Origin of the sequence: Streptomyces sp. SID12488 (assembly GCF_010548275.1) — a bacterium.
Classification (GTDB): Bacteria; Actinomycetota; Actinomycetes; order Streptomycetales; family Streptomycetaceae; genus Streptomyces.
Genome location: NZ_JAAGLT010000050.1, coordinates 1 through 22,230 on the forward strand (window position 1 = coordinate 1; position 22,230 = coordinate 22,230).

Genomic DNA, 22,230 nt, shown 5'->3' on the forward strand with positions numbered 1-22,230 from the left:
CCGGCGGGAGAACCCTGGCCACCGCCCCGGCGAGCCGCGGCCACACCGGCGGCGGCCTGCGCGGCGGCGGGACCGCCCACGGCGGGAGCGCCCTGGCCGCCCTTGCCGGCCGGAGCGGGCTTCTTGCCGCCCTGGGCGACATCGACGGGGAGCATGACCAGCGCGGTCGTACCACCCGAGTCGGACGGACGCAGCTGGATCCGGATGCCGTGGCGCTGCGAGAGGCGGCCGACCACGAACAGACCCATGCGGCGGGAGACCGACACGTCCACGGTGGGCGGCGCGGCGAGCCGCTCGTTGATCGCCGCGAGGTCCTCGGGCGAGAGGCCGATACCGGTGTCGTGGATCTCGATCAGGACGCGGCCGTCGGGCAGCGCGTGACCGGTGACCTTGACCTTGGTCTGAGGGGAGGAGAACGACGTGGCGTTCTCCAGCAGCTCGGCGAGCAGGTGGACGAGGTCGTTGACGACCCGGCCGGCGACCTCGGTGGTCGGGACCGAGGAGAGCTCGATGCGCTCGTACTGCTCCACCTCGGAGGCCGCGGCGCGCAGCACGTCGACCAGCGGGACCGGGCGGGTCCAGCGGCGGCCGGGCTCCTCACCGGCGAGGACGAGAAGGTTCTCGCCGTTCCGGCGCATACGGGTCGCGAGGTGGTCGAGCTTGAAGAGGGAGGACAGCTGGTCCGGGTCGGCCTCGCGGGACTCCAGTTCGGAGATGAGCGACAGCTGACGCTGGATGAGGCCCTGGGAACGGCGCGAGAGGTTGGTGAACATCGCGTTGACGTTGCCTCGCAGGAGGGCCTGCTCGGCGGCAAGTCGGACGGCCTCGCGGTGCACGTCGTCGAAGGCCGCGGCCACCTGGCCGATCTCGTCCCGGGAGTGCACACCGACCGACTCGACGGACGTGTCGACGTCCTGCGGGTCGGACTCGGACAGTTGCTTGACCAGCTCGGGCAGCCGTTCCTGGGCGACCTTGGTCGCGGTGTCCTGGAGGCGGCGCAGCGAGCGGATCATGGACCGGGCGACGACGAAGGCGCCGACCAGCGAGACACCGAGCACGAGCAGGATCAGCGCACCGGAGATGATCGCTTCCTGCTCGGCCTCGTTGCGAAGCTCACGAGCCTTCTGCTCCATCTGGTTGAGCAGCGTGATCTCGATGGTCTTCATCTGCTGGATCTTCGCCGAGTCGTCGTCGATCCAGTCCTTGTAGGAGCGCCTCTGCAGCCCCTGGATACCGTCCCTGCTCTGCAGGATGCGCTTGGCGTAGAGGTCCGCCGCCGTGATCGTCGGGCTGCCGTCGTCGATCGACTTGAGGAGATCCTCGGAGCCGCCGCCGTAGATACTCTTGAAGCTGTCGAGTTCGGAGTCCTGGCTGTTCAGCGCCGACTCGGCGTAGAGCCGGTCGTTCTCCGACAGCTTGCCGAGCGTCTTGTTGTCCTCGGGCAGCGCCGCCGCGATGACCGCGCGCTGGATGGACGCGTACTCCTTGGCCGAGGAGAAGGCGGCCAGCGAGCGGGTACGCGTGATCATCTCGGGGTTGCTGGTCGCCTCGGCCATGTCCTGGGAGAGGTCGAGCAGCTGGGTGACGAGCCGGTGGTAGGACTCGACCGTCTGCGTCGAGTTGGCCCGGTCCTCGTAGGCGTTGCTGCGGATCTCGCTGAGCTTGCTCAGCTCGGCGACGAGACCCACCAGGCTGTCGCGGACGCCCTCGAGGGTGCCGCTCTTGCTGGCGGTGTCGATCTCCTCGGAGCCGTCGATGAAGTTGGCGAGGGCCCGGTCGGTCTTGTCGCGTACGCCCTTGACACCGGGGTCACTGGCCGACGCACCGTGCACGAGCGGACCGGCCGACTGGTCGCGCTCCTCCTGGAGCGCGGCGGACAGCTCGGTCGCCTGCTTGGTGATGTCCGTCAGCAGCCGCATGTTGTCGAGCTGCTGGATGTCGTCCATGTTGTCGCTGATGCGCAGCGCGCCGAGCGAGGTCGCCGCGACCACGGGGAGTGCGAGCAGCGAGACCAGACGGGTTGAGATACGCCAGTTGCGCAGGGCTATTCGCGCACCGGGGCCGGTCGGCCCCTTGGCGGATTTCGCGGGCGGCGTGGCGGGCGCGGGCCCACCGGATGCCGAGCCCTTGCCGCCGGGCGCACCACTGCCGGGGCGCGTCGACCGCTCGCCGTTGTCGCCGGACAGAGCTGCCTGGCCCGCGTTCTGGGCGTGCTGGGGGGAGGAACCGTTACCGGCTCCGTTGTGTGGCTCCGGCTCCGCCGAAGCGCTGCCATCCCTCTTGAAACGTCCCTGCACTAGCGTCGCAACCTCTGGACCAGGCGCCCTTCCGCGTGAACGGACGGACGGTGTCGGCGTATAGGGGGCGCCCTGAAATACGCCCCCCATGGTGGTCGTGAGTAACCCGGCGCGGTTCCCCCTAACGTGCCGCCGCTCGGCGCTGCGTTCGCGCCCCCTGTGCGCCGGCTCGTGTCCCGCGGCGGTCCGTGGAATTCCAGCACAGTGCCGGATCTCCAACAAGGCCAATGGGTCACGGTGTGACGACGATGACGCCTCGTGAGCGTCGTGTCACGAGGTGTGGAAAGCGATTCCCCTCATACCGGACGAAATCCCACGAGTCGCATGGATAGTCACGGTGTCCAGGTCGCCATGATCAGGAGCGGAATGAGAGCTTCAGTGAGGCAATGTCCGTTTCGTGGATGGGGGTCGAGGGTCGGAATTGACCGTTTTGCCCATTGATTCGTGAGCAAACTCACACGCCGTTCGGGGGGTCTCCATGACTTCGCCGGGGGATCACATGTTTAGCCTGACGCTTTACAGAGATCGCAAATCCGACAACCCGTGCGCGACCGACGGCTTCCCGCCTGTCCGGGCGCCCGGACACGACAGGGTCGAGGACTACTAACAGTGAAGACGACGACGATGTTCCACAACATCGCAAACCCGCGCCGCACGACGCTGGCGCACCTGACCGACGCCGACGAACTGTCGCCCGTCGAGCAGCCGGAGCACTCCGTAGACCTCCCCGCACAGACCGCCAACCCCCGCCGCACCATTCTCATGGACGCCCCGGTCGCGGCCTCCGTCGCGGAGTAGTACGCGCGATCACCGCCCCGTTACTCAGGGCGGACACCGCGAATGTCTGTGTGTCAAGGGCGCCTGTGCCCCTCGTGCCCGGTTCCCGGCGTACGAAGGTCATGGGCGCCCTCGCTCTATTGCGCGAGGCGCCCGCCCGTGGCGCGTTAGCCTGGACCGTCAGACTCCAGCCGGACCAGCAGAGGGGCGCAGGAATCCCGTGCGCATCGCCAGATTCTCCATCGACGGGAACGTCGCCTTCGGCGCGGTCGAGGGCGACAAGCCGGACGAACTAGTCCTCGACATCATCAAGGGCATCCCGTTCGCCGACTTCGAGCTCTCCGGCACGAAGGTCCCCCTCGACAAGGTCCGCCTGCTGCCGCCGGTGCTCCCCAACAAGGTCGTCGCCTACGGCCGCAACTACGCGGAGCACGCGCGGGAACTGGGCAACGAGGTGCCCGACGCCCCGTTCGCCTTCTTCAAGCCGTCCACCTCGGTGATCGGCTCCGGCGACAACATCCAGTACCCCTCCTTCACCGAGGAACTGCACCACGAGGCCGAACTCGCCGTGGTCATCGGCCGGATGTGTCGCGAGGTCCCGCGCGAGCGCGTCAAGGACGTCATCCTCGGCTACACCTGCGCCAACGACATCACCGCGCGTGACGTCCAGAAGCGCGAGAAGCAGTGGGCCCGGGCGAAGGGCTTCGACACCAGCTGCCCCCTCGGCCCCTGGGTGGAGACGGACCTCGACCCGTCCGACCTCACGATCCAGCTCACGGTCAACGGCGAGCAACGCCAACTGGGCCGCACCAGCGAGATGATCCACTCCATCGAGGACCTGATCGTCAACATCACCGAGGCCATGACGCTGCTCCCCGGCGACGTGATCCTCACGGGCACCCCGGCAGGCGTCGGACCGCTCACCGTCGGCGACGAGGTCGCCGTCACCATCGAAGGCATCGGCACTCTCACCAACAAGGTTGTCAAGCGTGGCTAGCGCACCCGTCCCCGCCGTCCGAGTACGGTTCTGCCCGTCGCCCACCGGTAACCCCCACGTGGGCCTGGTCCGCACGGCCCTCTTCAACTGGGCGTACGCCCGCCACACCGGCGGCACGTTCGTCTTCCGCATCGAGGACACCGACGCGGCCCGCGACTCCGAGGAGTCGTACGAGCAGCTGCTGACCTCGCTGCGCTGGCTGGGCTTCGACTGGGACGAGGGCCCCGAGATCGGCGGCCCGCACGCCCCGTACCGCCAGTCGCAGCGGATGGACACCTACAAGGACGTGGCGGCCAGGCTCCTGGAAGCGGGCCACGCGTACCACTGCTACTGCTCCACCGAGGAGCTGGACGCCCGCCGCGACGCCGCCCGAGCGGCCGGCAAGCCCTCCGGCTACGACGGCCACTGCCGCGAGCTGACCGACGAGCAGGTGTCGGCGTACACCGCCGAAGGCCGCACGCCGATCGTCCGCTTCCGGATGCCCGACGAGACGATCACCTTCACGGACCTGGTCCGCGGCGAACTGACGTTCACGCCGGAGAACGTCCCGGACTACGGGATCGTACGAGCCAACGGCGCGCCCCTGTACACGCTGGTCAACCCGGTCGACGACGCGCTGATGGAGATCACGCACGTCCTGCGCGGCGAGGACCTGCTGTCGTCGACGCCGAGGCAGATCGCCCTGTACAGGGCGCTGACGGAACTGGGCATCGCGAAGTCCGTGCCCGCCTTCGGCCACCTGCCGTACGTCATGGGCGAGGGCAACAAGAAGCTCTCCAAGCGCGACCCGGAGTCGTCGCTGAACCTCTACCGGGAACGCGGCTTCCTCCCCGAGGGCCTCCTCAACTACCTCTCCCTCCTGGGCTGGTCGCTCTCGGGCGACCAGGACATCTTCACGATCGACGAGATGGTCGCCGCCTTCGACGTGTCGGACGTGAACCCCAACCCGGCCCGCTTCGACCTGAAGAAGTGCGAGGCGATCAACGCCGACCACATCCGGCTGCTGGATGTGAAGGACTTCACGGAGCGCTGCGCGCCCTGGCTCGGGGCCCCCTTCGCCCCCTGGGCGCCGGAGGACTTCGACGAGACGAAGTGGCAGGCGATCGCCCCGCACGCCCAGACCCGTATCAAGGTCCTCTCGGAGATCACGGACAACGTCGACTTCCTGTTCCTGCCCGAGCCGGCCTCCGACGAGGCGTCCTGGGCGAAGGCGATGAAGGAGGGCAGCGACGCCCTGCTGATCACGGCGAGGGAGAAGCTGGAGGCTGCCGACTGGTCCTCCGCCGAGTCCCTGAAGGAGGCCGTCCTGGCCGCCGGCGAGGCGCACGGCCTCAAGCTCGGCAAGGCCCAGGCCCCGGTCCGCGTAGCCGTCACCGGCCGCACGATCGGCCTGCCGCTCTTCGAGTCCCTGGAAGTCCTGGGCAAGGAGAAGACCATGGCCCGCATCGACGCGGCACTGGCCAGACTAGCCGCGTAGTCAAGGCACTTGGGAGGGCGGCGTCCGATCCGGGCGCCGCCCTCCGCGCAGGTGCCGCTACCGTCGGTGTCATGACGATCCGAGCCGTGGTCCGGGACATCGACGACACGATCTTCGACGCTGCATCTCTCGGGGGATAACCCCCGGCCCCCCAGCCGCTCGGCGGTACCGTCGGTGTCATGACGATCCGAGCCGTGGTCTGGGACATCGACGACACGATCTTCGACTACACCACGGCGGACCGCGTGGGCATGCGGGAGCAGCTCGCGGCAGAGGGTCTGCTCGACGGGTACGCGACCGTCGAGGACGCCCTTGTCCGCTGGCGGGAGGTCACCGACCGGCAGTGGGCGCGGTTCGCGGCGGGGGAGATCGACTTCCTGGGGCAGCGCCGGGAGCGGGTGCGGATGTTCCTGGGCGAGGAGCTGACCGACGCCGGGGCCGACGCCTGGTTCGACCGCTACATCGGGCACTACGAGGCGGCCTGGGCGCTCTTCCCGGACGTACTGCCCGTCCTCGACCTCCTCGCCGGCAGCCACCGGCACGGGGTGCTCTCCAACTCCAGCATCCGAGTCCAGGACCGCAAGCTGCGCGTGCTCGGCGTACGCGACCGCTTCGAGGCCGTCCTGTGCGCGGCCGAGCTGGGCTTCCACAAGCCCGACGCCCAGGCCTTCCATGCCGCCTGCGACGCCCTGGGCCTGCCGCCGGAGCAGGTGGCGTACGTCGGCGACCACCCGGAGATCGACGGACGGGGCGCCGTCGACGCCGGAATGCTGTCCGTGTGGATCGACCGGGGCGGCCCCGCCGTCGTCGAGGAAGCCGCCGCGCGCCCGCACCGGATCGCCTCCCTCGCCGAACTCCCGGCGATCCTCGGCGCCGATACCCGTTTTGGAGCGCCGTCCACCTTCGGGTAATGTTCTTCCTGCGCCGCCGGAGAGCGGGCCGAAAGGCCGGGAACCGGAGGCGCACGCTAGAGCAGGAGCTCCGCAGGGGCTCGCGTTCCAGTGGCCTATGGTGTAATTGGCAGCACGACGGTTTCTGGTTCCGTTAGTCTTGGTTCGAGTCCAGGTAGGCCAGCTCGCAGATTGCTTCAAATCTGCACCCGTGGAGATCAGAATCCACACCAGCCCCCGTTGTGTAGCGGCCTAGCACGCTGCCCTCTCACGGCAGTAGCGCCGGTTCGAATCCGGTCGGGGGTACAGATCCTTCCCGGAGGGTCAGACCGGGTCGCACCCGCTGACTCTCATGCAGGATCGCTAGGGCCCCCGTTGTGTAGCGGCCTAGCACGCTGCCCTCTCACGGCAGTAGCGCCGGTTCGAATCCGGTCGGGGGTACGCTTTACCTTGAATTGCCTTGGTCTATGGTGTAATTGGCAACACTACGGTTTCTGGTACCGTCATTCTTGGTTCGAGTCCAGGTAGACCAGCTCAGATCTGCGCCGGTGTGGTTTTAAGCGCCTGCAAGATCCTTGCCCCCGTTGTGTAGCGGCCTAGCACGCTGCCCTCTCACGGCAGTAGCGCCGGTTCGAATCCGGTCGGGGGTACGTCAGGCACAGTGGCCCTCCGCTTCGGCGGGGGGCCGTTTTGCGTGTTCGGCCATGTGCGGCCGTGCTGCGGCCATGTGTCCAGCCGCCCGCTTCCTACAGCCCGTACCGTCGCGCGGACTCCTCCTCCTGGGCCAGCCGGTGCAGAGCCGTGAGCACCGGTTCGAAGAGCACGGTCGCCGCGACCGCCGTCTCGACCCGTTCCGCGTCCGACGCGTGCGTCTCCAGATAGTCCAGGTCCCGTCTCGCCACCTGGTGCATCAACTCCGCGTACGGCGCCATCAGTTCGGCGTCCCAGGGATACCCCAGCCGGATCAGCGCGGCCACCGCCACCACCAGCGAGCGGTGTACGGGGGAGAGGGGGCTCAGCTCCCGCGCGGTCTCCCAGCCGAGGCTCGCCAGCAGCCGGTCCACCTCCCGGCGGGCGGCGGCCACGGCAGGGTCCTCCTCGTCGGGCTCGGCGCCCTGAGGCAACGCCCACAGGGCCGCGCCCAGGCGGATCGTGCGGCCCAGGGAGTCGTCGTCGATGTGGCCGAGCACCTCACGGGCGGTGGCGACGGGGATGCGGCCCACCTGGATCATCGCGCGCACCAGTCGCAGTCGGCGCAGATGACCCTCGTCGTACTCCGCGGTCGTGGTGTTGATCTGCCGGCCGGGCGCCAACAGGCCTTCGCGCAGGTAGTACTTGATCGTCGCGGTGGACACACCGCTGCGCTCGCTCAACTCGGCCAGCCGCATGCCTTGTGCCTTTCCTCGGACAACGGCACGATCCAAGCACGCGGTGGTCGGATAGTGCCGCTAGCCAACGGGACGCGCAGTCCCGACGGGGGAGGTCTCATGTTCGCGAAGCCCAACGAGGGCCGTACGACAGCGGCAGCCGAGGGGGATGTCGTCGTTCTGCTCATCGGGATGCGCATCAACCACTTCTGGGCCGTGCACCACTGGTTCCCGGTGTTCACGGCCATGCCGCGGATGCTGCGGGAGCTGGCGAAGGACCCTTCGCGCGGGCTGCTGAAGCATGTCCTGCTGACGGCGTCGCCGCGCACGTACTACGTCGTCCAGTACTGGGAGTCCAGGGAGAAGCTGTACGCGTACGCCTCGGCGTCGGACATGTTCCACCACAAGGCGTGGGCGAGACTCAACCGCAAGGAGCGGGAGGGGAAGGTCCGGCAGCATGTGGGACTGTGGCACGAGACGTATGTCGTGCCTGAGGGGTCCTACGAGTCCATCTACGCGGATATGCCGACGTTCGGGCTGGCGGCGGCTCACGGGGTGCTGCCGGTGGAGCGGCGGGGGCGGTCCGGCAAGGAGCGGTTCGCTCACCGGTCGGAGCCGCAGATCGATACAGCCCCGCGCCCCTGAAGAGCGGGCGTGTCTGCCGGTGAAGGTCTGCCGCGGCGTTGAGGCCGACCCTCTCTGACATTGGTGTCGGGGGTCAGCTCGTGCGGCGCAGGGCCTCCGAGAGGCGGGCCGCCGCGTCGATGACCGCCTGGGCGTGCATGCGGCCGGGGTGGCGGGTCAGGCGTTCGATGGGGCCGGAGACCGAGACGGCGGCGACCACGCGGTTCGACGGGCCCCGGACGGGGGCGGAGACCGAGGCGACGCCCGGTTCGCGCTCGCCGATGGACTGGGCCCAGCCCCGGCGGCGTACGCCCGACAGCGCTGTCGCCGTGAAGCGGGCGCCCTGGAGACCGCGGTGCAGGCGCTCCGGCTCCTCCCACGCCATCAGGATCTGGGCCGACGAGCCCGCCTTCATCGTGAGCGTCGAGCCGACCGGGACCGTGTCCCTCAGGCCCGAGAGGCGCTCGGCCGCGGCGACGCAGATGCGCATGTCGCCCTGGCGGCGGTAGAGCTGCGCGCTCTCGCCCGTCAGATCGCGGACATGGGTGAGTACCGGGCCCGCGGTCGCCAGGAGGCGGTCCTCGCCGGCGGCCGCGGCCAGCTCCGCCAGGCGGGGGCCGAGAATGAAACGGCCCTGCATGTCGCGCGCCACCAGGCGGTGGTGTTCCAGTGCCACGGCGAGACGATGTGCCGTGGGTCGTGCCAGTCCGGTCGCCGCGACCAGACCCGCGAGGGTGGCCGGACCGGACTCCAGAGCGCTCAGGACAAGGGCTGCCTTGTCCAGAACGCCGACGCCGCTACTGTTGTCCATGCAACGATACTCGCGTCTCACTCTGTGAAACGCAAGTTCATTTTCCGGTGGAACGCGCCACTCTGGAAGACACAGCGGCCCGCCGACCAACGGGCCCGGCGGTGGTTGCCCGGACAAGGGGTACGGGCGGTCGCCTCCACAAGATCTCTATCTAGATGGGCCGGCGCCCGCACCGGCCGGCCGGAGGGAAAGCGATGGGTAGGACACTCGCGGAGAAGGTCTGGGACGACCACGTCGTCCGGCGCGCCGAGGGCGAGCCCGACCTCCTCTTCATCGACTTGCACCTGCTGCACGAGGTGACCAGCCCGCAGGCCTTCGACGGTCTGCGCCAGAACGGCCGTAAGGTGCGGCGCCTCGACCTCACCATCGCGACCGAGGACCACAACACCCCGACCATCGACATCGACAAGCCCATCGCCGACCCGGTCTCCCGGGTCCAGCTGGAGACGCTGCGCAAGAACTGCGCCGACTTCGGCGTGCGGCTGCACCCGCTGGGCGACGTCGAGCAGGGCGTCGTCCACGTCGTGGGACCGCAGCTGGGGCTGACCCAGCCGGGCACCACCGTCGTCTGCGGCGACTCCCACACCTCCACGCACGGTGCCTTCGGCGCGCTGGCGTTCGGCATCGGCACCTCGCAGGTCGAGCATGTGCTGGCCACCCAGACGCTGCCGCTGGCCCGCCCCAGGACCATGGCCATCACGGTCGACGGCGAACTGCCCGACGGTGTCACCGCCAAGGACCTCATCCTCGCGATCATCGCGAAGATCGGTACGGGCGGCGGACAGGGCTACATCCTGGAGTACCGCGGTCCCGCCATCGAGAAGCTCTCGATGGAGGCCCGGATGACCATCTGCAACATGTCGATCGAGGCCGGCGCCCGCGCGGGCATGATCGCCCCCGACGAGACCACCTTCGAGTACCTCAAGGGCCGCCCGCACGCGCCCGAGGACGCGGACTGGGACGCGGCCGTGGAGTACTGGAAGACACTGCGCACCGACGACGACGCGGAATTCGACGCGGAGGTCGTCATCGACGGCGCCGCGCTGTCGCCGTTCGTCACCTGGGGCACCAACCCCGGTCAGGGCGCGCCGCTTTCGGCCCACGTCCCCGACCCCGCTTCGTACGAAGACGCTTCGGAGCGCCTCGCCGCCGAAAAGGCCCTGGAATACATGGGGTTGGAGGCCGGGCAGTCGCTGCGCTCCATCAAGGTGGACACCGTCTTCGTAGGTTCGTGCACCAACGGCCGTATCGAGGACCTGCGTGCCGCCGCCGAGATCGTCGGGGGCCGCAAAGTCGCCGACGGCGTACGGATGCTGGTCGTCCCCGGCTCGGTGCGGGTCGGTCTCCAGGCCGTCTCCGAGGGCCTGGATGTGGTCTTCAAGGAGGCCGGCGCCGAATGGCGGCACGCGGGCTGCTCGATGTGCCTGGGCATGAACCCCGACCAGCTGGCCCCCGGTGAGCGCTCCGCGTCCACCTCCAACCGCAACTTCGAGGGCAGGCAGGGCAAGGGCGGCCGTACGCACCTGGTGTCGCCGCAGGTCGCCGCCGCGACGGCCGTACTGGGCCACCTGGCCTCCCCGGCCGACCTGTCCGACGCCGACGCCCGTACGCCCGCTGGAGTCTGATCAGCCATGGAAGCATTCACCACGCACACCGGCCGGGCCGTCCCGCTGCGCCGCAGCAACGTCGACACCGACCAGATCATCCCTGCTCACTGGCTCAAGAAGGTCACGCGGGACGGGTTCGAGGACGGATTGTTCGAGGCCTGGCGCAAGGACGAGAACTTCATCCTCAACCGGCCCGAGCGCAAGGGCGCGACGGTCCTGGTCGCCGGCCCCGACTTCGGTACGGGCTCCTCGCGCGAGCACGCCGTATGGGCGCTGCAGAACTACGGCTTCAAGACCGTCATCTCCTCGCGCTTCGCCGACATCTTCCGCGGTAACTCGCTCAAGAACGGCCTGCTCACAGTGGTTCTGGAGCAGAACATCGTGGACGCGCTCCAGGAACTGACGGAGAACGACCCCGAGGCCGAGATCACGGTCGACCTGGAGTCCCGCGAGGTGCGCGCCGAGGGCATCACCGCGGCCTTCGAGCTCGACGAGAACGCCCGTTGGCGGCTGCTGAACGGGCTGGACGACATCTCCATCACCCTGCAGAACGAGGGCGAGATCTCGGCGTACGAGGCGAAGCGGCCCTCGCACAAGCCGTGGACGCTCAAGGTCTGAGCCGCAAGGCCTGAGCCGTCAGGCCCTTCGCAAGTAGGGTTTCGGCCACCGCAACACCCCTTCTGTACCCCCGATCGACACGATTGGGGGTACAGCTGTTTCTGCCCCCGGCCCCTTCTGCGCACCATGTCCGGACCTCTCAACTTCCCATGTTAGAAAGGGTGTTGATGGGGTACCCGGGTCTTGACACCGCGGCTTCCAAGTGGACGCGGAAAGCCGTTTGAGGCAGCAGTTGCCCCCTGAGCAGGCGACAACTCGCCCCAGATGGCACAATCTGTGCATGGAACACGACGGCCAACTCGAGCTCTACACGGCGGTCGCGGCCCAACTGAAGGAAGCGCACACAAGAGTGCGCGCACTGCAAGTCCCGGAGGGCGTACGGATGGCGCTGACCCGGAAGCTGCTGGTCATTACGGCCGCGGCCAAGCACGATCTCGCCGACGCGACAAGGCGGCTGGAACGCTTCACGGCGGACCTCGACGAGGGTCGAATCCCCGACGAGGACCGCTGAGGAACTCCGTGACAGCCCGAGTTCGTTGCGGCACAAGGGTGATTAGCCCGTTTCGTGTTTGATTTGCGGTATATATCTGCCTAACGTGCGAAAAAGCTTGAACACTTTCGTTCTGGCAATGTCTCCGAAGGGGAAGACGTGAACAAGGCGCAGCTCGTAGAAGCCATTGCGGACAAGGTCGGTGGCCGTCAGCAGGCCGCCGAGGCGGTCGACGCGGTCCTGGACGCCATCGTCCGCGCGACGGTCAGTGGGGACCGGGTCTCGGTCACCGGGTTCGGATCCTTCGAGAAGGTCGACCGTCCGGCCCGTTACGCCCGCAACCCGCAGACGGGCGAGCGGGTTCGGGTCAAGAAGACGTCCGTTCCCCGCTTCCGTGCGGGCCAGGGCTTCAAGGACCTGGTGAGCGGCTCGAAGAAGCTCCCCCGTGGTGGCGAGGTCGCGGTCAAGAAGGCGCCCAAGGGCAGCCTGACCGGCGGCAGTGCTGCCGCGACGGTCAAGAAGGCCGCGGCGAAGAAGGCCACCACCGCGAAGAAGGCGGCGACGGCGAAGAAGACCGTGGCCAAGAAGGCGACGCCGGCGAAGAAGACCACGGCGACGGCGAAGAAGGTCACGGCCAAGAAGACCACCGCGAAGACCGCGGCGGCCAAGAAGACCACGGCCACGGCGAAGAAGACCGCCGCCAAGAAGGCCCCGGCGGCCAAGAAGACGTCGGCGGCGACAAAGGCCCCGGCCCGCAAGTCGGCGGCGCGCACCACCACCGCCAAGAAGGCCACCGCCCGCACCAAGTAGGGGCGCGAGGGCACTCACGCGCCGGGCCGGACTCCCCGAGGGAGTCCGGCCCGCGGCGCGTCCGGACCGTGCGGAGAGCGCTCAGAAGGTCTGCAGAGTGACGAGCGTGATCCGGGGAGTGCTTCCTCCCCCCTCCACCTCGATGCGCACCCGCTGTCCTGGCCGCAGCAGCCTCAGCCCGCCGGCGTCGAACGCCGGCGCGTCGAAGGGAACGGGGGTGCCGTCGTCGAGCAGCACACTGCCGCTGCGTGTCCCGGCGTCGTACGTGTACGCGGTCGCCTGCATGGCGGCAGCCTACTGGCCCGCGATCAGCAGCCCCTCGACGGCGGTCGCCGTCCGTGTCCCCACCCCCAGGGCCAGCGCGGCCCGCAGATCGTCGCCGGTGTCCACGTCCTGGCGTACGGAATTCACCGAGGTGAGTCCGAGTTCGACGGCGCCGGAGTCCCGGTGGCGGATTCGGGAATGCGGACCGAAATGCGGAAGCAATTCCTGACCCGGCCGGGCGGTCAGCAGAGTGGTGCCGACAGTGGCCACGTCCGCGAGGAAAGCCCGCGGGAATTCGGCGGCGGCGTCCAGGACGCGTGCCAGTTCCAGGGGGCGCAGCGCCGGCAGATCGGCGTTCAGGGCCGCTACGGGGCTGTCGGGCCGTAGCGTCCGTACGGCCGCCGCTCCGTGCGCCAGAGCGGCGTTCAGGCCGCCCAGGGGCTCGTCGGAGACGATCGCGGCCCCCAGGGCCGCCAGCTCACGGGCGGCCAGGGCGTCATTCGTGACGACTGCCACATCGTGGACCGCCGCGCAGGCGAGCACCGCTGCCACGGTGTCCTGGGCGAAGGCCAGGGCGAGCCCGGGGCGGAGTCCGTCGTGGGCGGTGTCCGCGAGCCTGCTCTTGGCCCGAGCCAGAGGTTTGAGGGGTATGACCACCGTCCACCGCATGAGCGTTCCGTCCCTCCCTCGTTCACCCCGGTTGCTCTTCCGGCGCTCTCCTGGCCGCAACCATTGTCACCTGGCTGTCATCAAAGCCCATCCGGCGGTGTCGGTGCCGGGGCGTACGGTGTTCTCGACAGACCGGAAACCCGGGGCGACACTTGTGCGGCCCCCGGTCCACCGGCAGAGGTCCTGGTCCAGGCCTTAGAGGAAGGTGTCCCGCGTGCCCCGCCGCAGAATCGGCTTCTGGTACCGCCTCGCCGCGGTCATCTGCAAACCGCCGCTGGTGGTTCTGATCAACCGGGACTGGCGCGGAATGGAGAACATTCCGGTGGCGGGCGGATTCATCACCGCGGTGAACCACAATTCGCATGCGGACCCCTTCGCCTACGCGCACTACCAGTACAACAGCGGCCGTGTTCCGCGTTTTCTGGCGAAGAGCGGGCTTTTCAAGAAGGGATTCGTCGGCACCATGATGCGTGGCACCGGACAGATCCCCGTCTACCGCGAGACCACCGACGCGCTGAGCGCCTTCCGCGCCGCGATCGACGCCGTGGAGCGCGGCGAATGTGTCGTCTTCTATCCCGAGGGCACCATCACCCGTGACCCGGACCAGTGGCCCATGACCGGCAAGACCGGCGCCGCCCGGGTCGCCCTGCAGACCAGGTGCCCGGTGATCCCGGTGGCCCAGTGGGGCGCGAACGAACTGCTGCCGCCGTACGCCAGGAAGCTCAACGTCCTTCCGCGCAAGACCCACCACGTCCTCGCGGGCCCGCCCGTGGACCTGACGCGGTTCTACGGCATGGAGATGAGCCCCGACCTCCTGAAGGAGGCGACGGAGGTCATCATGGCCGACATCACCCGCCTGCTGGAGGAGGTCCGCGCCGAGAAGGCGCCCGAGACTCCCTACGACCCGCGCGAGGTGCGGATCGAGCAGCGCCGCCGCACGGCCGCGGAAGAGGCGCAGGACGCGTTGGACGCGCACGAGAGAGCCGCCGCCGAGGCAGCCGGTGAAGGAGCGCGAGCGCGGTCGGCGGCAGGACACGAAACAGCGGTACGCGAAGCACCAGTACGCGAAGCAGCAATGCCAGAAGCAGCAGAAGTACGGGAAGTTCAGGAAGAGGGGCAGGGCAAGTGAGCAAGCCGGTCAAGGCGGCGGTGTTCAGCGCTGGATCATGGGGGACCGCCTTCGGCATGGTGCTCGCCGACGCGGGCTGCGAGGTGACCCTGTGGGCCCGCCGCCCCGAACTCGCCGAGGCGATCAACTCCACGCGTACGAACCCGGACTACTTCCCGGGGGTCGAACTCCCGGAGAACCTCCGCGCCACCGCTGATCCGGCACAAGCCGCGCGCGACGCCGATTTCACGATACTCAGCATCCCCTCGCAGACCCTGCGCGGGAACCTCGCCGAGTGGACGCCCCTGCTCGCCCCCGACACGGTCCTCGTGTCCCTCATGAAGGGCGTCGAGCTCGGCTCCGCGATGCGGATGAGCGAGGTCATCGAGGACGTCGCCAAGGTGGGCCAGGACCGCATCGCGGTCGTCACGGGCCCCAACCTCGCCCGGGAGATCGCCGCCCGGATGCCGGCCGCCGCCGTGGTCGCCTGTACGGACGACGCCGTGGCCCAGCGCCTCCAGAGCGTGTGCCACACCCCGTACTTCCGCCCGTACACCAACACCGACATCATCGGCTGCGAACTCGGCGGCGCGGTCAAGAACGTGATCGGGCTGGCCGTCGGTATCGCCGACGGCATGGGCCTCGGCGACAACACGAAGGGGTCGCTCATCACGCGCGGCCTTGCCGAGACCGCCCGCCTCGGCCTCGCGATGGGCGCCGACCCGCTCACCTTCGCCGGACTCGCGGGCCTGGGCGACCTGGTGGCGACCTGCTCCTCGCCCCTCTCCCGCAACCACACCTTCGGCACCAACCTCGGCAGGGGAATGACCCTCCAGGAGACCATCGCGGTCACCAAGCAGACCGCCGAGGGCGTCAAGTCCTGTGAGAGCGTGCTGGATCTGGCCCGCAGGCACGGCGTCGACATGCCGATCACGGAGACCGTCGTCGGCATCGTGCACGAGGGCAAGCCGCCCGTCGTCGCCCTCAAGGAACTGATGTCGCGCAGCGCCAAGCCCGAACGACGCTGAGCAACAGGGGTCTGCGGGCGCTGACTCAGCGCACTGCCACCGGGTACCCTCAACCCGATATGAGCACCGAGAACCTCCCCCAGAGCCCCGGGCAGCCGTCCCGCAAGCCGCGCGTGGCCGTCGTCTTCGGCGGTCGCAGCTCCGAACACGGGATCTCCGTGGTCACCGCCGGCGCCGTGCTGCGTGCCATCGACCGGACGAAGTACGACGTCCTGCCGATCGGCATCACCCAGGACGGCCGCTGGGCGCTCACCGCCGACGAACCCGACCGCATGGCGATCGTCGACCGCAAGGCGCCGAACGTCGACCAGCTCGCCGAGTCGAGCGAGGGCGGCGTGGTGCTCCCGGTCGACCCCTCGAACCGTGAAGTCGTCTACAGCGAACCGGGATCGGTGCCCAAGGCCCTCGGCGAGGTGGACGTCGTCTTCCCCGTACTGCACGGCCCGTACGGCGAGGACGGCACCCTCCAGGGCCTGCTGGAGCTCTCCGGTGTCCCGTACGTCGGCGCGGGTGTGCTCGCCTCGGCCGTCGGCCAGGACAAGGAGTACATGAAGCGGGTGTTCACGTCGTTCGGCCTCAAGGTGGGCCCGTACGTGGTGATCCGGCCGCGTGAGTGGGAGCGCGACGAGTCGGCGGCCCGCAAGAAGATCATCGACTTCGCCGGCGAGCACGGCTGGCCGCTGTTCGTGAAGCCCGCGCGCGCGGGATCGTCGTTCGGCATCACCAAGGTCGATGAGCTGAGCGGCCTCGACGAGGCGATCGCCGAGGCCCAGCGGCACGACCCGAAGATCATCGTCGAGGCCGCGCTGCGCGGACGCGAGATCGAGTGCGGGGTGCTGGAGTTCGAGGACGGCCCGCGTGCCTCCGTACCCGCCGAGATCCCGCCCGTACAGGCGCACGCCTTCTACGACTTCGAGGCCAAGTACATCGACTCGGCCGACGGCATCGTCCCCGCCCCTCTCACAGAGGAGCAGACCGCGGAGGTCCGCCGCCTCGCGGTCGAGGCCTTCGACGCGGCATCCTGCGAGGGCCTCGTCCGCGCGGACTTCTTCCTCACCGAGGACGGCGAGTTCGTCATCAACGAGATCAACACGATGCCCGGCTTCACCCCGATCTCCATGTACCCGAGGATGTGGCAGGAGACGGGCGTGGACTACCCGGAACTGGTGGATCGGCTGGTGCAGGCGGCCCTGCGCCGCTCAACGGGCCTGAGGTAGACGTGCCCTGACAGGGGCGCGGGGCTGTATTCGATATGCGGCTCCGCCGCGTGGGCGCGACCAGCCACAACGGACCCGCACCCAACAACGCAACAGGTCGAATACGGCGCCTAGTCGGCAATCCCCTCAGGCACCGTCTTCTTAATGGCGGCAGCCAGATCAACAAGCGCCCCCGAGGTGTCCCTCCCCGACGGGACAGTCACCTCCACATAGGCAAGCCGCGACGAAGTAGTGAAGCGGGACGACCCGTCGTCCCGCTTCTCCATCAGCCACCCGACCCCGTTCACCTCACCGGCGACCGCCTTCGGATCGGATCCTGAGGCGACCTTGGGGTCCGTCATCTTGGGCGGCCGTACGACACCGCAGCGCAGTATGATCGCCGGGCTGCCCCAGCCCGCGGTCAGTGCGGACCGGGGCTCGGGGTCGTCGCGGCCCATGCCGTCCACCTTCGCCGGCAGTGCCTTGTCCAGGTTCCGGCACAGCTTCGTGGCCTTCCCGTCCGGCTCGGGAACCGTGACCGCGGCGCTGTCGTCTGCTGAGGAGCAGCCCGTGACGACGATCAACAGCGTGAGCACGGGCAGAGCGAGCGGCCGGTGACGGAAGAAGTTCACCGGCACAGGGTAGACGGGGGCTACAAGTGCACCACCGGGCAGGTAAGAGTGCGGGTGATGCCGTCCACTTGCTGGACCTTGGCGACCACCAGGCGGCCGAGATCGTCCACGGTGTCGGCCTGGGCGCGCACAATCACGTCGTACGGTCCTGTCACGTCCTCGGCCTGGGTCACCCCCGGAATCTTGCTGATCGTCTCGGCGACGGTCGAAGCTTTACCGACCTCGGTCTGGATCAGGATGTACGCCTGTACCACGGAACCTCCAGGGCGGCCACGAGGATCATGTGGGGAAAAGGAACGCCACGGTATCGCGTCGCCACGCGCCACGGGGAGACCCGCGGCGACCGGGAACCCGCACAGGGGTGCACACGCAGCACAGGTTGACGGTCACCTCGACCGTACAGAGGTCCGCGTGGCCTCGCGACCGGGCAGGGACAGCAACGGGGACAGCACCAGAAGGGGACGTACGACTATGAAGGGCACTGTGGGCGAACTGGGGGAGTTCGGGCTCATCAGGGAGCTCACCTCCCGGCTCACCACCACCCCGGCGGTCCGGGTCGGCCCCGGCGACGACGCCGCCGTGGTCGCCGCGCCCGACCGCAGGGTCGTGGCGAGCACCGACATCCTTCTGGAAGGGCGGCACTTCCGCCGGGACTGGTCCACCGCGTACGACGTGGGCCGCAAGGCAGCCGCCCAGAACCTCGCGGACATCGCCGCCATGGGTGCGGTACCGACCGCGCTGCTCCTCGGCCTGGTCGTCCCTGCCGAACTCCCGGTCACCTGGCCCGTCGAACTGATGGACGGCCTGCGGGACGAGGCCCAGGTCGCGGGCGCCGCCGTGGTCGGCGGTGATGTCGTACGAGGGGACACGATCATGGTCTCCATCACCGCGCTCGGCGATCTGCGCAACCACGAGCCGGTCATCCGGGGTGGTGCCCGGCCCGGTGACGTCGTCGCAGTGACGGGTTGGCTGGGCTGGTCGGCGGCCGGATACGCGGTGCTCTCGCGCGGCTTCCGCTCGCCGCGCGCCTTCGTCGAGGCCCACCGTCGCCCCGAACCGCCGTACCACGCGGGCCCCGCCGCGGCCGGCCTCGGCGCGACCGCGATGTGCGACGTGAGTGACGGGCTGATCGCCGACCTCGGGCACATCGCGGAGGCCAGCAAGGTCCGTATCGACATCCGTTCGGGTGCGATCGACATCCCCACCCAGATGAACGACATCGGGCAGGCCGTCGGCGTCGACCCCATGCAGTGGGTACTCACCGGGGGCGAGGACCACGCGATCGTGGCGACCTTCCCGCCGGACGTGAAGCTGCCGGCCCGCTGGAAGGTGATCGGCGAGGTCCTCAACCCGTCGGCGCTGCCCCAGGTGACGGTCGACGGGGCGCCGTGGACCAGCAAGGGCGGCTGGGACCACTTCGCGGACATCGAGTCGTGACCGCGCTCCCGCGCGTCCTGACGGTCGCGGGCTCCGACTCCGGCGGCGGCGCCGGGATCCAGGCCGACCTGAAGACGATGCTGGCGCTCGGGGTGCACGGCATGAGCGTGCTCACGGCGGTCACCGCGCAGAACTCCCTCGGCGTACAGGACGTTTGGGAGTTGCCGGTGGAGGCGGTGCGGGCCCAGTTCCGCAGTGTCGTCGACGACATAGGCGTGAGCGCGGTGAAGACCGGGATGCTCGCCTCGGCCGAACTGGTCGAGGCGGTCGCCGAGTTGATCGCGGCCACGGACGTGCCGGTGGTCGTCGACCCGGTGGGCGTCTCCAAGCACGGGGACCCGCTGCTGGCCGCGTCCGCACTGGATTCCGTACGCGTGAAACTGCTGCCGCTGGCGACCGTGGCGACCCCGAACCTCGACGAGGTGGCCCAGCTCACGGGCGTACGGGTCGCGTCGGAGGAAGAGTTGCGCGAGGCCGCGGCGGCCGTGCTGGCGTACGGGCCGAAGTGGGCGCTGATCAAGGGCGGCCATCTGCCGGGCGAGGCCGTCGACCTGCTCACGGACGGGTCCGAGGAGCACTGGCTGCGCGCCCCGCGTCACGACAACCGGCACACGCACGGCACGGGCTGCACGCTGGCGTCGGCCATCGCGTCGGGGCTGGCGAAGGGTGAGTCGGTGCCTGCGGCGGTGGCGGCGGCGAAGGAGTACGTCACGGGGGCGATCGCGGCCGGGTTCGCGCTGGGGGGCGGGATCGGGCCGGTGGATCACGGGTGGCGGTTGCGGGCGTAGCCGACTTCTGTGGCTCGTGTGGTGTGACGTGACTCGCGTGCTGCGGGTACGGCAAAAAGCCGGTCCACCGAGGTGGACCGGCTCTGTGCAGCGAACCAGCAGTGGCCGCGCGCTAGCTGATCGTCAGCGCGAGACCTTGCCGGCCTTGATGCACGAGGTGCAAGCGTTCACGCGCTTCGGCGTCCCACTGACCACGGTACGTACGCGCTGGATGTTCGGGTTCCAGCGACGGGGTGTACGGCGGTGCGAGTGGGAGATGCTGTTGCCGAAGCCCGGCCCCTTGCCGCAGACGTCGCAGTTGGCAGCCACGGGTCACTCCAAAGACTTCAGATGCTCTTACGGGTTGATCCCGGCACGCCGAGATCAGGATCAGAGGATCTGAGTGGCAGTGCCAGGGAGAAGGCCCGATGTGCGACGACCATCTGGGATGGCCTTCTCGATCGGGCAACCGGAGCAGCATACAACGACTGCGCCGATACAACGAAACTACCATGGCTGATCAGGGCTTCACTCCAGGCCCCGGGCCACCCCGCATTCACCCGGGGTCTACGCTGCGTGCCACGTCCAGCAGCTCAGGGAGGCGCAGGTGCCGCAGGTGCCGCAGACATTCTTCGATGCTCTCGCGGTCCGCACCTGGTGCGGACTCGCGCTGGCCGCGCTCGGGCGGGCGCGCGAGGAGATCGACGCGATCAATGTCTATCCGGTCGCCGACGGGGACACCGGCACCAACCTGTATCTGACACTGGAGTCGGCGTGCGCGGCGGTCGAGGCCGCCTTCGCGGGGCATGAGGCAGGGGCCGGGCCGGGTGGTACCTCCGGGGCTCCCGCGGTTCCCACGCTGGCCGACGCGACCCGGGCCATGGCCCACGGCGCGCTGATAGGGGCGCGCGGCAACTCCGGCACGATCCTGGCGCAGCTGCTGCGCGGCATGGCCCAGGTGCTGGCCGCCGAAGCGGACGGCGAGAGCGCCCACATCGACGGCCCCGGCCTGTGCCTGGCTCTGCGGCACGCGGCCGACGCCGCCCGGCAGGCCGTGGCCCACCCGGTCGAGGGCACGGTCCTCACGGTCGCCTCGGCCGCCGCCGACGCCGCGACGGAGGCCCAGGGCGACTGCGGGACGGTGGCCAGAGCGGCGTACGAGGGTGCCTCGGCCGCGTTGGCCGCCACCCCCGGCCAGCTGGCCGTCCTGGGGCGCGCGGGCGTCGTCGACGCGGGCGGGCGGGGCCTGGTGGCGGTGCTCGGGGCACTGGTGGAGACGTTCACGGGGGAGGTGCCCGGAGGTGGCGCGACGGGGGTTGCGGGGGCGGCACGCGTGCGCGTGCCGGTTCGGTCGGCGGTGGCCCCGGCGTCGGCTCCCGGCGGACCGGACGAGTGCGCGGACGACGACTCCGGGCCCGCCTTCGAGGTCATCTACCTCCTGGAGGCCGAGGACGCGGCCGTCGGCCGGCTCCGGGAGCGGCTGGACCGGCTCGGGGACTCGCTCGTGGTGGTCGGGGGCGACGGACTGTGGAACGTGCACGTCCACGTCGACGACGCGGGCGCCGCCGTGGAGGCCGGCGTCGAGGCAGGGCGGCCGTACCGGATCCGGATCACGCACTTCGGGATCGGTGACGTACACACCGGTGGCGTCGGACGGCCGCCCCGGGAGCGGGTGCAGCGGGCCGTCGTGGCCGTCGTGCCCGGGGTGGGGCTGGCCGGGCTGTACGGCGAGGCCGGCGCCACGACCGTGCTCGCGCGGCCCGGGGAGCCACCTGCGAGCGGGGAGCTCGTCGAGGCCGTACGGCGGGCCCACGCGCGTGAGGTCGTGCTGCTGCCCAACGACGCCGACCTGCGCCACACCGCCGCCGCGGCGGCCGAGCAGGCCCGCACGGAGGGCATCCGGGTGGCACTGATCCCGACCCGTTCGGCGGTCCAGGGCATCGCCGCGCTCGCCGTGCACGAACCGGAACGCCGGTTCGACGAGGACGTCGTCGCGATGACCTCGGCGGCCGGTGCGACCCGCTACGCCGAACTCGCCGTCGCGGAACGGCAGTCCTGGACGATGGCGGGTATCTGCCAGACCGGTGACGTCCTCGGCCTCATCGACGGCGACGTCGCCGTGATCGGCTCGGACGTCACGGCCACCGCGGAGGCGGTCATCGACCGCATGCTCCAGGCGGGCGGCGAGATGGTCACCCTCGTCCTCGGCGACGAGGCGCCCGAGTCGATCGCCGCGCACCTCGAAGCGCGGGTGCGGGAGGGGTACCTCGCTGTCGACACCGTGGTGTACCGGGGGGGACGCCAGGGGGCGTTGCTGCTCATCGGGGTGGAGTGAGAAGGGTGCGCGCAGGAGGGTTTCGCCCC

General features: G+C 69.5%; 23 protein-coding genes and 5 tRNA genes. 20 read left to right on the forward strand and 8 right to left on the reverse strand.

The features are described 5' to 3' along the window. A partial coding sequence (locus G3I56_RS40700; RefSeq protein WP_164418264.1) for a nitrate- and nitrite sensing domain-containing protein occupies positions 1 to 2,297 on the reverse strand: 2,297 nt, incomplete at its 3' end. 609 nt (positions 2,298 to 2,906) lie between these two features. Between G3I56_RS40700 and G3I56_RS40705 the strand changes: the two genes are divergently transcribed. The 9 genes from G3I56_RS40705 (at position 2,907) to G3I56_RS40745 (ending at position 7,088) form a co-directional block, all read left to right on the forward strand. Continuing rightward, complete coding sequence (locus G3I56_RS40705; protein WP_164418262.1) at positions 2,907 to 3,095, forward strand: hypothetical protein; 189 nt, start codon at positions 2,907 to 2,909, stop codon at positions 3,093 to 3,095. A 199-nt stretch (positions 3,096 to 3,294) separates the two neighbouring features. Beyond that, a complete protein-coding gene (locus G3I56_RS40710; protein ID WP_164418266.1) occupies positions 3,295 to 4,071 on the forward strand; it encodes a fumarylacetoacetate hydrolase family protein in 777 nt (258 codons plus the stop codon). Beyond that, positions 4,064 to 5,548, forward strand: a complete 1,485-nt coding sequence (gene gltX / locus G3I56_RS40715; protein WP_164418268.1) for a glutamate--tRNA ligase — start codon at positions 4,064 to 4,066, stop codon at positions 5,546 to 5,548. Before G3I56_RS40710 ends, gltX begins: the two co-directional genes overlap by 8 nt. Positions 5,549 to 5,727: 179 nt before the next feature. Next, on the forward strand, positions 5,728 to 6,459 hold the full coding sequence (locus G3I56_RS40720; RefSeq protein ID WP_164418270.1) for an HAD family hydrolase: 732 nt from the start codon (positions 5,728 to 5,730) through the stop codon (positions 6,457 to 6,459). A gap of 91 nt (positions 6,460 to 6,550) precedes the next feature. After that, positions 6,551 to 6,622 (forward strand) — tRNA-Gln (locus G3I56_RS40725). A gap of 49 nt (positions 6,623 to 6,671) precedes the next feature. Beyond that, a tRNA-Glu gene (locus G3I56_RS40730) sits at positions 6,672 to 6,744 on the forward strand. Between the two features lie 62 nt (positions 6,745 to 6,806). After that, a tRNA-Glu gene (locus tag G3I56_RS40735) sits at positions 6,807 to 6,879 on the forward strand. Between the two features lie 20 nt (positions 6,880 to 6,899). Further along, positions 6,900 to 6,971, forward strand: a tRNA-Gln gene (locus G3I56_RS40740). 44 nt (positions 6,972 to 7,015) lie between these two features. Beyond that, a tRNA-Glu gene (locus G3I56_RS40745) sits at positions 7,016 to 7,088 on the forward strand. 96 nt (positions 7,089 to 7,184) lie between these two features. Here the strand turns inward: G3I56_RS40745 and G3I56_RS40750 are convergent. Then, entirely contained in the window at positions 7,185 to 7,826 is a 642-nt protein-coding gene (locus tag G3I56_RS40750) for a MerR family transcriptional regulator (protein WP_164418272.1), read from the reverse strand. 99 nt (positions 7,827 to 7,925) lie between these two features. Here G3I56_RS40750 and G3I56_RS40755 point away from each other — a divergent pair, with 99 nt between their 5' ends. Next, positions 7,926 to 8,450: a DUF4188 domain-containing protein gene (locus tag G3I56_RS40755; RefSeq protein ID WP_164418274.1), complete on the forward strand. Its 525-nt coding sequence runs from the start codon at positions 7,926 to 7,928 to the stop codon at positions 8,448 to 8,450. A gap of 73 nt (positions 8,451 to 8,523) precedes the next feature. Here G3I56_RS40755 and ndgR read toward each other — a convergent pair whose 3' ends face one another. Further along, on the reverse strand, positions 8,524 to 9,240 hold the full coding sequence (ndgR, locus tag G3I56_RS40760; protein ID WP_164418275.1) for an IclR family transcriptional regulator NdgR: 717 nt from the start codon (positions 9,238 to 9,240) through the stop codon (positions 8,524 to 8,526). A 194-nt stretch (positions 9,241 to 9,434) separates the two neighbouring features. Here ndgR and leuC point away from each other — a divergent pair, with 194 nt between their 5' ends. The 4 genes from leuC to G3I56_RS40780 all read left to right on the forward strand — a co-directional run bounded on the left by leuC (position 9,435) and on the right by G3I56_RS40780 (position 12,765). Next, positions 9,435 to 10,865 (forward strand): 3-isopropylmalate dehydratase large subunit, encoded by a 1,431-nt coding sequence (gene leuC / locus G3I56_RS40765; protein WP_164418277.1) that lies wholly within the window; start codon positions 9,435 to 9,437, stop codon positions 10,863 to 10,865. Between the two features lie 6 nt (positions 10,866 to 10,871). Continuing rightward, positions 10,872 to 11,465, forward strand: a complete 594-nt coding sequence (gene leuD / locus G3I56_RS40770; RefSeq protein WP_164418279.1) for a 3-isopropylmalate dehydratase small subunit — start codon at positions 10,872 to 10,874, stop codon at positions 11,463 to 11,465. Positions 11,466 to 11,745: 280 nt separating this feature from the next. Beyond that, on the forward strand, positions 11,746 to 11,976 hold the full coding sequence (locus G3I56_RS40775; RefSeq protein WP_164323367.1) for a hypothetical protein: 231 nt from the start codon (positions 11,746 to 11,748) through the stop codon (positions 11,974 to 11,976). A gap of 138 nt (positions 11,977 to 12,114) precedes the next feature. Then, on the forward strand, positions 12,115 to 12,765 hold the full coding sequence (locus G3I56_RS40780) for an HU family DNA-binding protein (RefSeq protein WP_164418281.1): 651 nt from the start codon (positions 12,115 to 12,117) through the stop codon (positions 12,763 to 12,765). A gap of 81 nt (positions 12,766 to 12,846) precedes the next feature. On the opposite strand, the gene G3I56_RS40785 is transcribed toward G3I56_RS40780, so the two are convergent. Together G3I56_RS40785 and cofC are read right to left on the reverse strand one after the other, a co-directional pair. Continuing rightward, on the reverse strand, positions 12,847 to 13,050 hold the full coding sequence (locus G3I56_RS40785) for a hypothetical protein (RefSeq protein WP_164418283.1): 204 nt from the start codon (positions 13,048 to 13,050) through the stop codon (positions 12,847 to 12,849). Between the two features lie 9 nt (positions 13,051 to 13,059). Beyond that, a complete protein-coding gene (gene cofC / locus G3I56_RS40790) occupies positions 13,060 to 13,698 on the reverse strand; it encodes a 2-phospho-L-lactate guanylyltransferase (protein WP_164418285.1) in 639 nt (212 codons plus the stop codon). A 214-nt stretch (positions 13,699 to 13,912) separates the two neighbouring features. Here cofC and G3I56_RS40795 point away from each other — a divergent pair, with 214 nt between their 5' ends. The 3 genes from G3I56_RS40795 to G3I56_RS40805 are packed head-to-tail and all read left to right on the forward strand — an operon-like array spanning position 13,913 to position 17,051. After that, positions 13,913 to 14,827: a lysophospholipid acyltransferase family protein gene (locus G3I56_RS40795; protein ID WP_164418288.1), complete on the forward strand. Its 915-nt coding sequence runs from the start codon at positions 13,913 to 13,915 to the stop codon at positions 14,825 to 14,827. Further along, positions 14,824 to 15,834 (forward strand): NAD(P)H-dependent glycerol-3-phosphate dehydrogenase, encoded by a 1,011-nt coding sequence (locus G3I56_RS40800; RefSeq protein ID WP_164418290.1) that lies wholly within the window; start codon positions 14,824 to 14,826, stop codon positions 15,832 to 15,834. The genes G3I56_RS40795 and G3I56_RS40800 overlap by 4 nt, the downstream gene beginning before the upstream one ends. 59 nt (positions 15,835 to 15,893) lie before the next feature. Then, entirely contained in the window at positions 15,894 to 17,051 is a 1,158-nt protein-coding gene (locus G3I56_RS40805; RefSeq protein ID WP_164418292.1) for a D-alanine--D-alanine ligase family protein, read from the forward strand. A gap of 110 nt (positions 17,052 to 17,161) precedes the next feature. On the opposite strand, the gene G3I56_RS40810 is transcribed toward G3I56_RS40805, so the two are convergent. After that, a complete protein-coding gene (locus tag G3I56_RS40810; protein WP_164418294.1) occupies positions 17,162 to 17,662 on the reverse strand; it encodes a DUF3515 domain-containing protein in 501 nt (166 codons plus the stop codon). Positions 17,663 to 17,682: 20 nt separating this feature from the next. Further along, positions 17,683 to 17,916 (reverse strand): Lrp/AsnC ligand binding domain-containing protein, encoded by a 234-nt coding sequence (locus G3I56_RS40815; RefSeq protein WP_164418296.1) that lies wholly within the window; start codon positions 17,914 to 17,916, stop codon positions 17,683 to 17,685. 217 nt (positions 17,917 to 18,133) lie between these two features. Between G3I56_RS40815 and G3I56_RS40820 the strand changes: the two genes are divergently transcribed. Beyond that, the gene (locus G3I56_RS40820; RefSeq protein ID WP_164418298.1) at positions 18,134 to 19,099 is read left to right on the forward strand and encodes a thiamine-phosphate kinase; all 966 of its coding nucleotides are present in this window, start codon (positions 18,134 to 18,136) and stop codon (positions 19,097 to 19,099) included. Beyond that, positions 19,096 to 19,887 (forward strand): bifunctional hydroxymethylpyrimidine kinase/phosphomethylpyrimidine kinase, encoded by a 792-nt coding sequence (gene thiD, locus G3I56_RS40825; protein ID WP_164418300.1) that lies wholly within the window; start codon positions 19,096 to 19,098, stop codon positions 19,885 to 19,887. Before G3I56_RS40820 ends, thiD begins: the two co-directional genes overlap by 4 nt. Positions 19,888 to 20,010: 123 nt before the next feature. On the opposite strand, the gene rpmB is transcribed toward thiD, so the two are convergent. After that, positions 20,011 to 20,196 carry a 50S ribosomal protein L28 gene (gene rpmB / locus G3I56_RS40830; protein WP_006376789.1) on the reverse strand — a complete coding sequence of 62 codons (186 nt, stop codon included), beginning with the start codon at positions 20,194 to 20,196 and terminating at the stop codon, positions 20,011 to 20,013. Positions 20,197 to 20,473: 277 nt separating this feature from the next. On the opposite strand from rpmB, the gene G3I56_RS40835 reads away from it, so the two are divergent. Then, the gene (locus G3I56_RS40835) at positions 20,474 to 22,201 is read left to right on the forward strand and encodes a DAK2 domain-containing protein (protein WP_164418302.1); all 1,728 of its coding nucleotides are present in this window, start codon (positions 20,474 to 20,476) and stop codon (positions 22,199 to 22,201) included. Positions 22,202 to 22,230 lie beyond the last annotated feature (29 nt).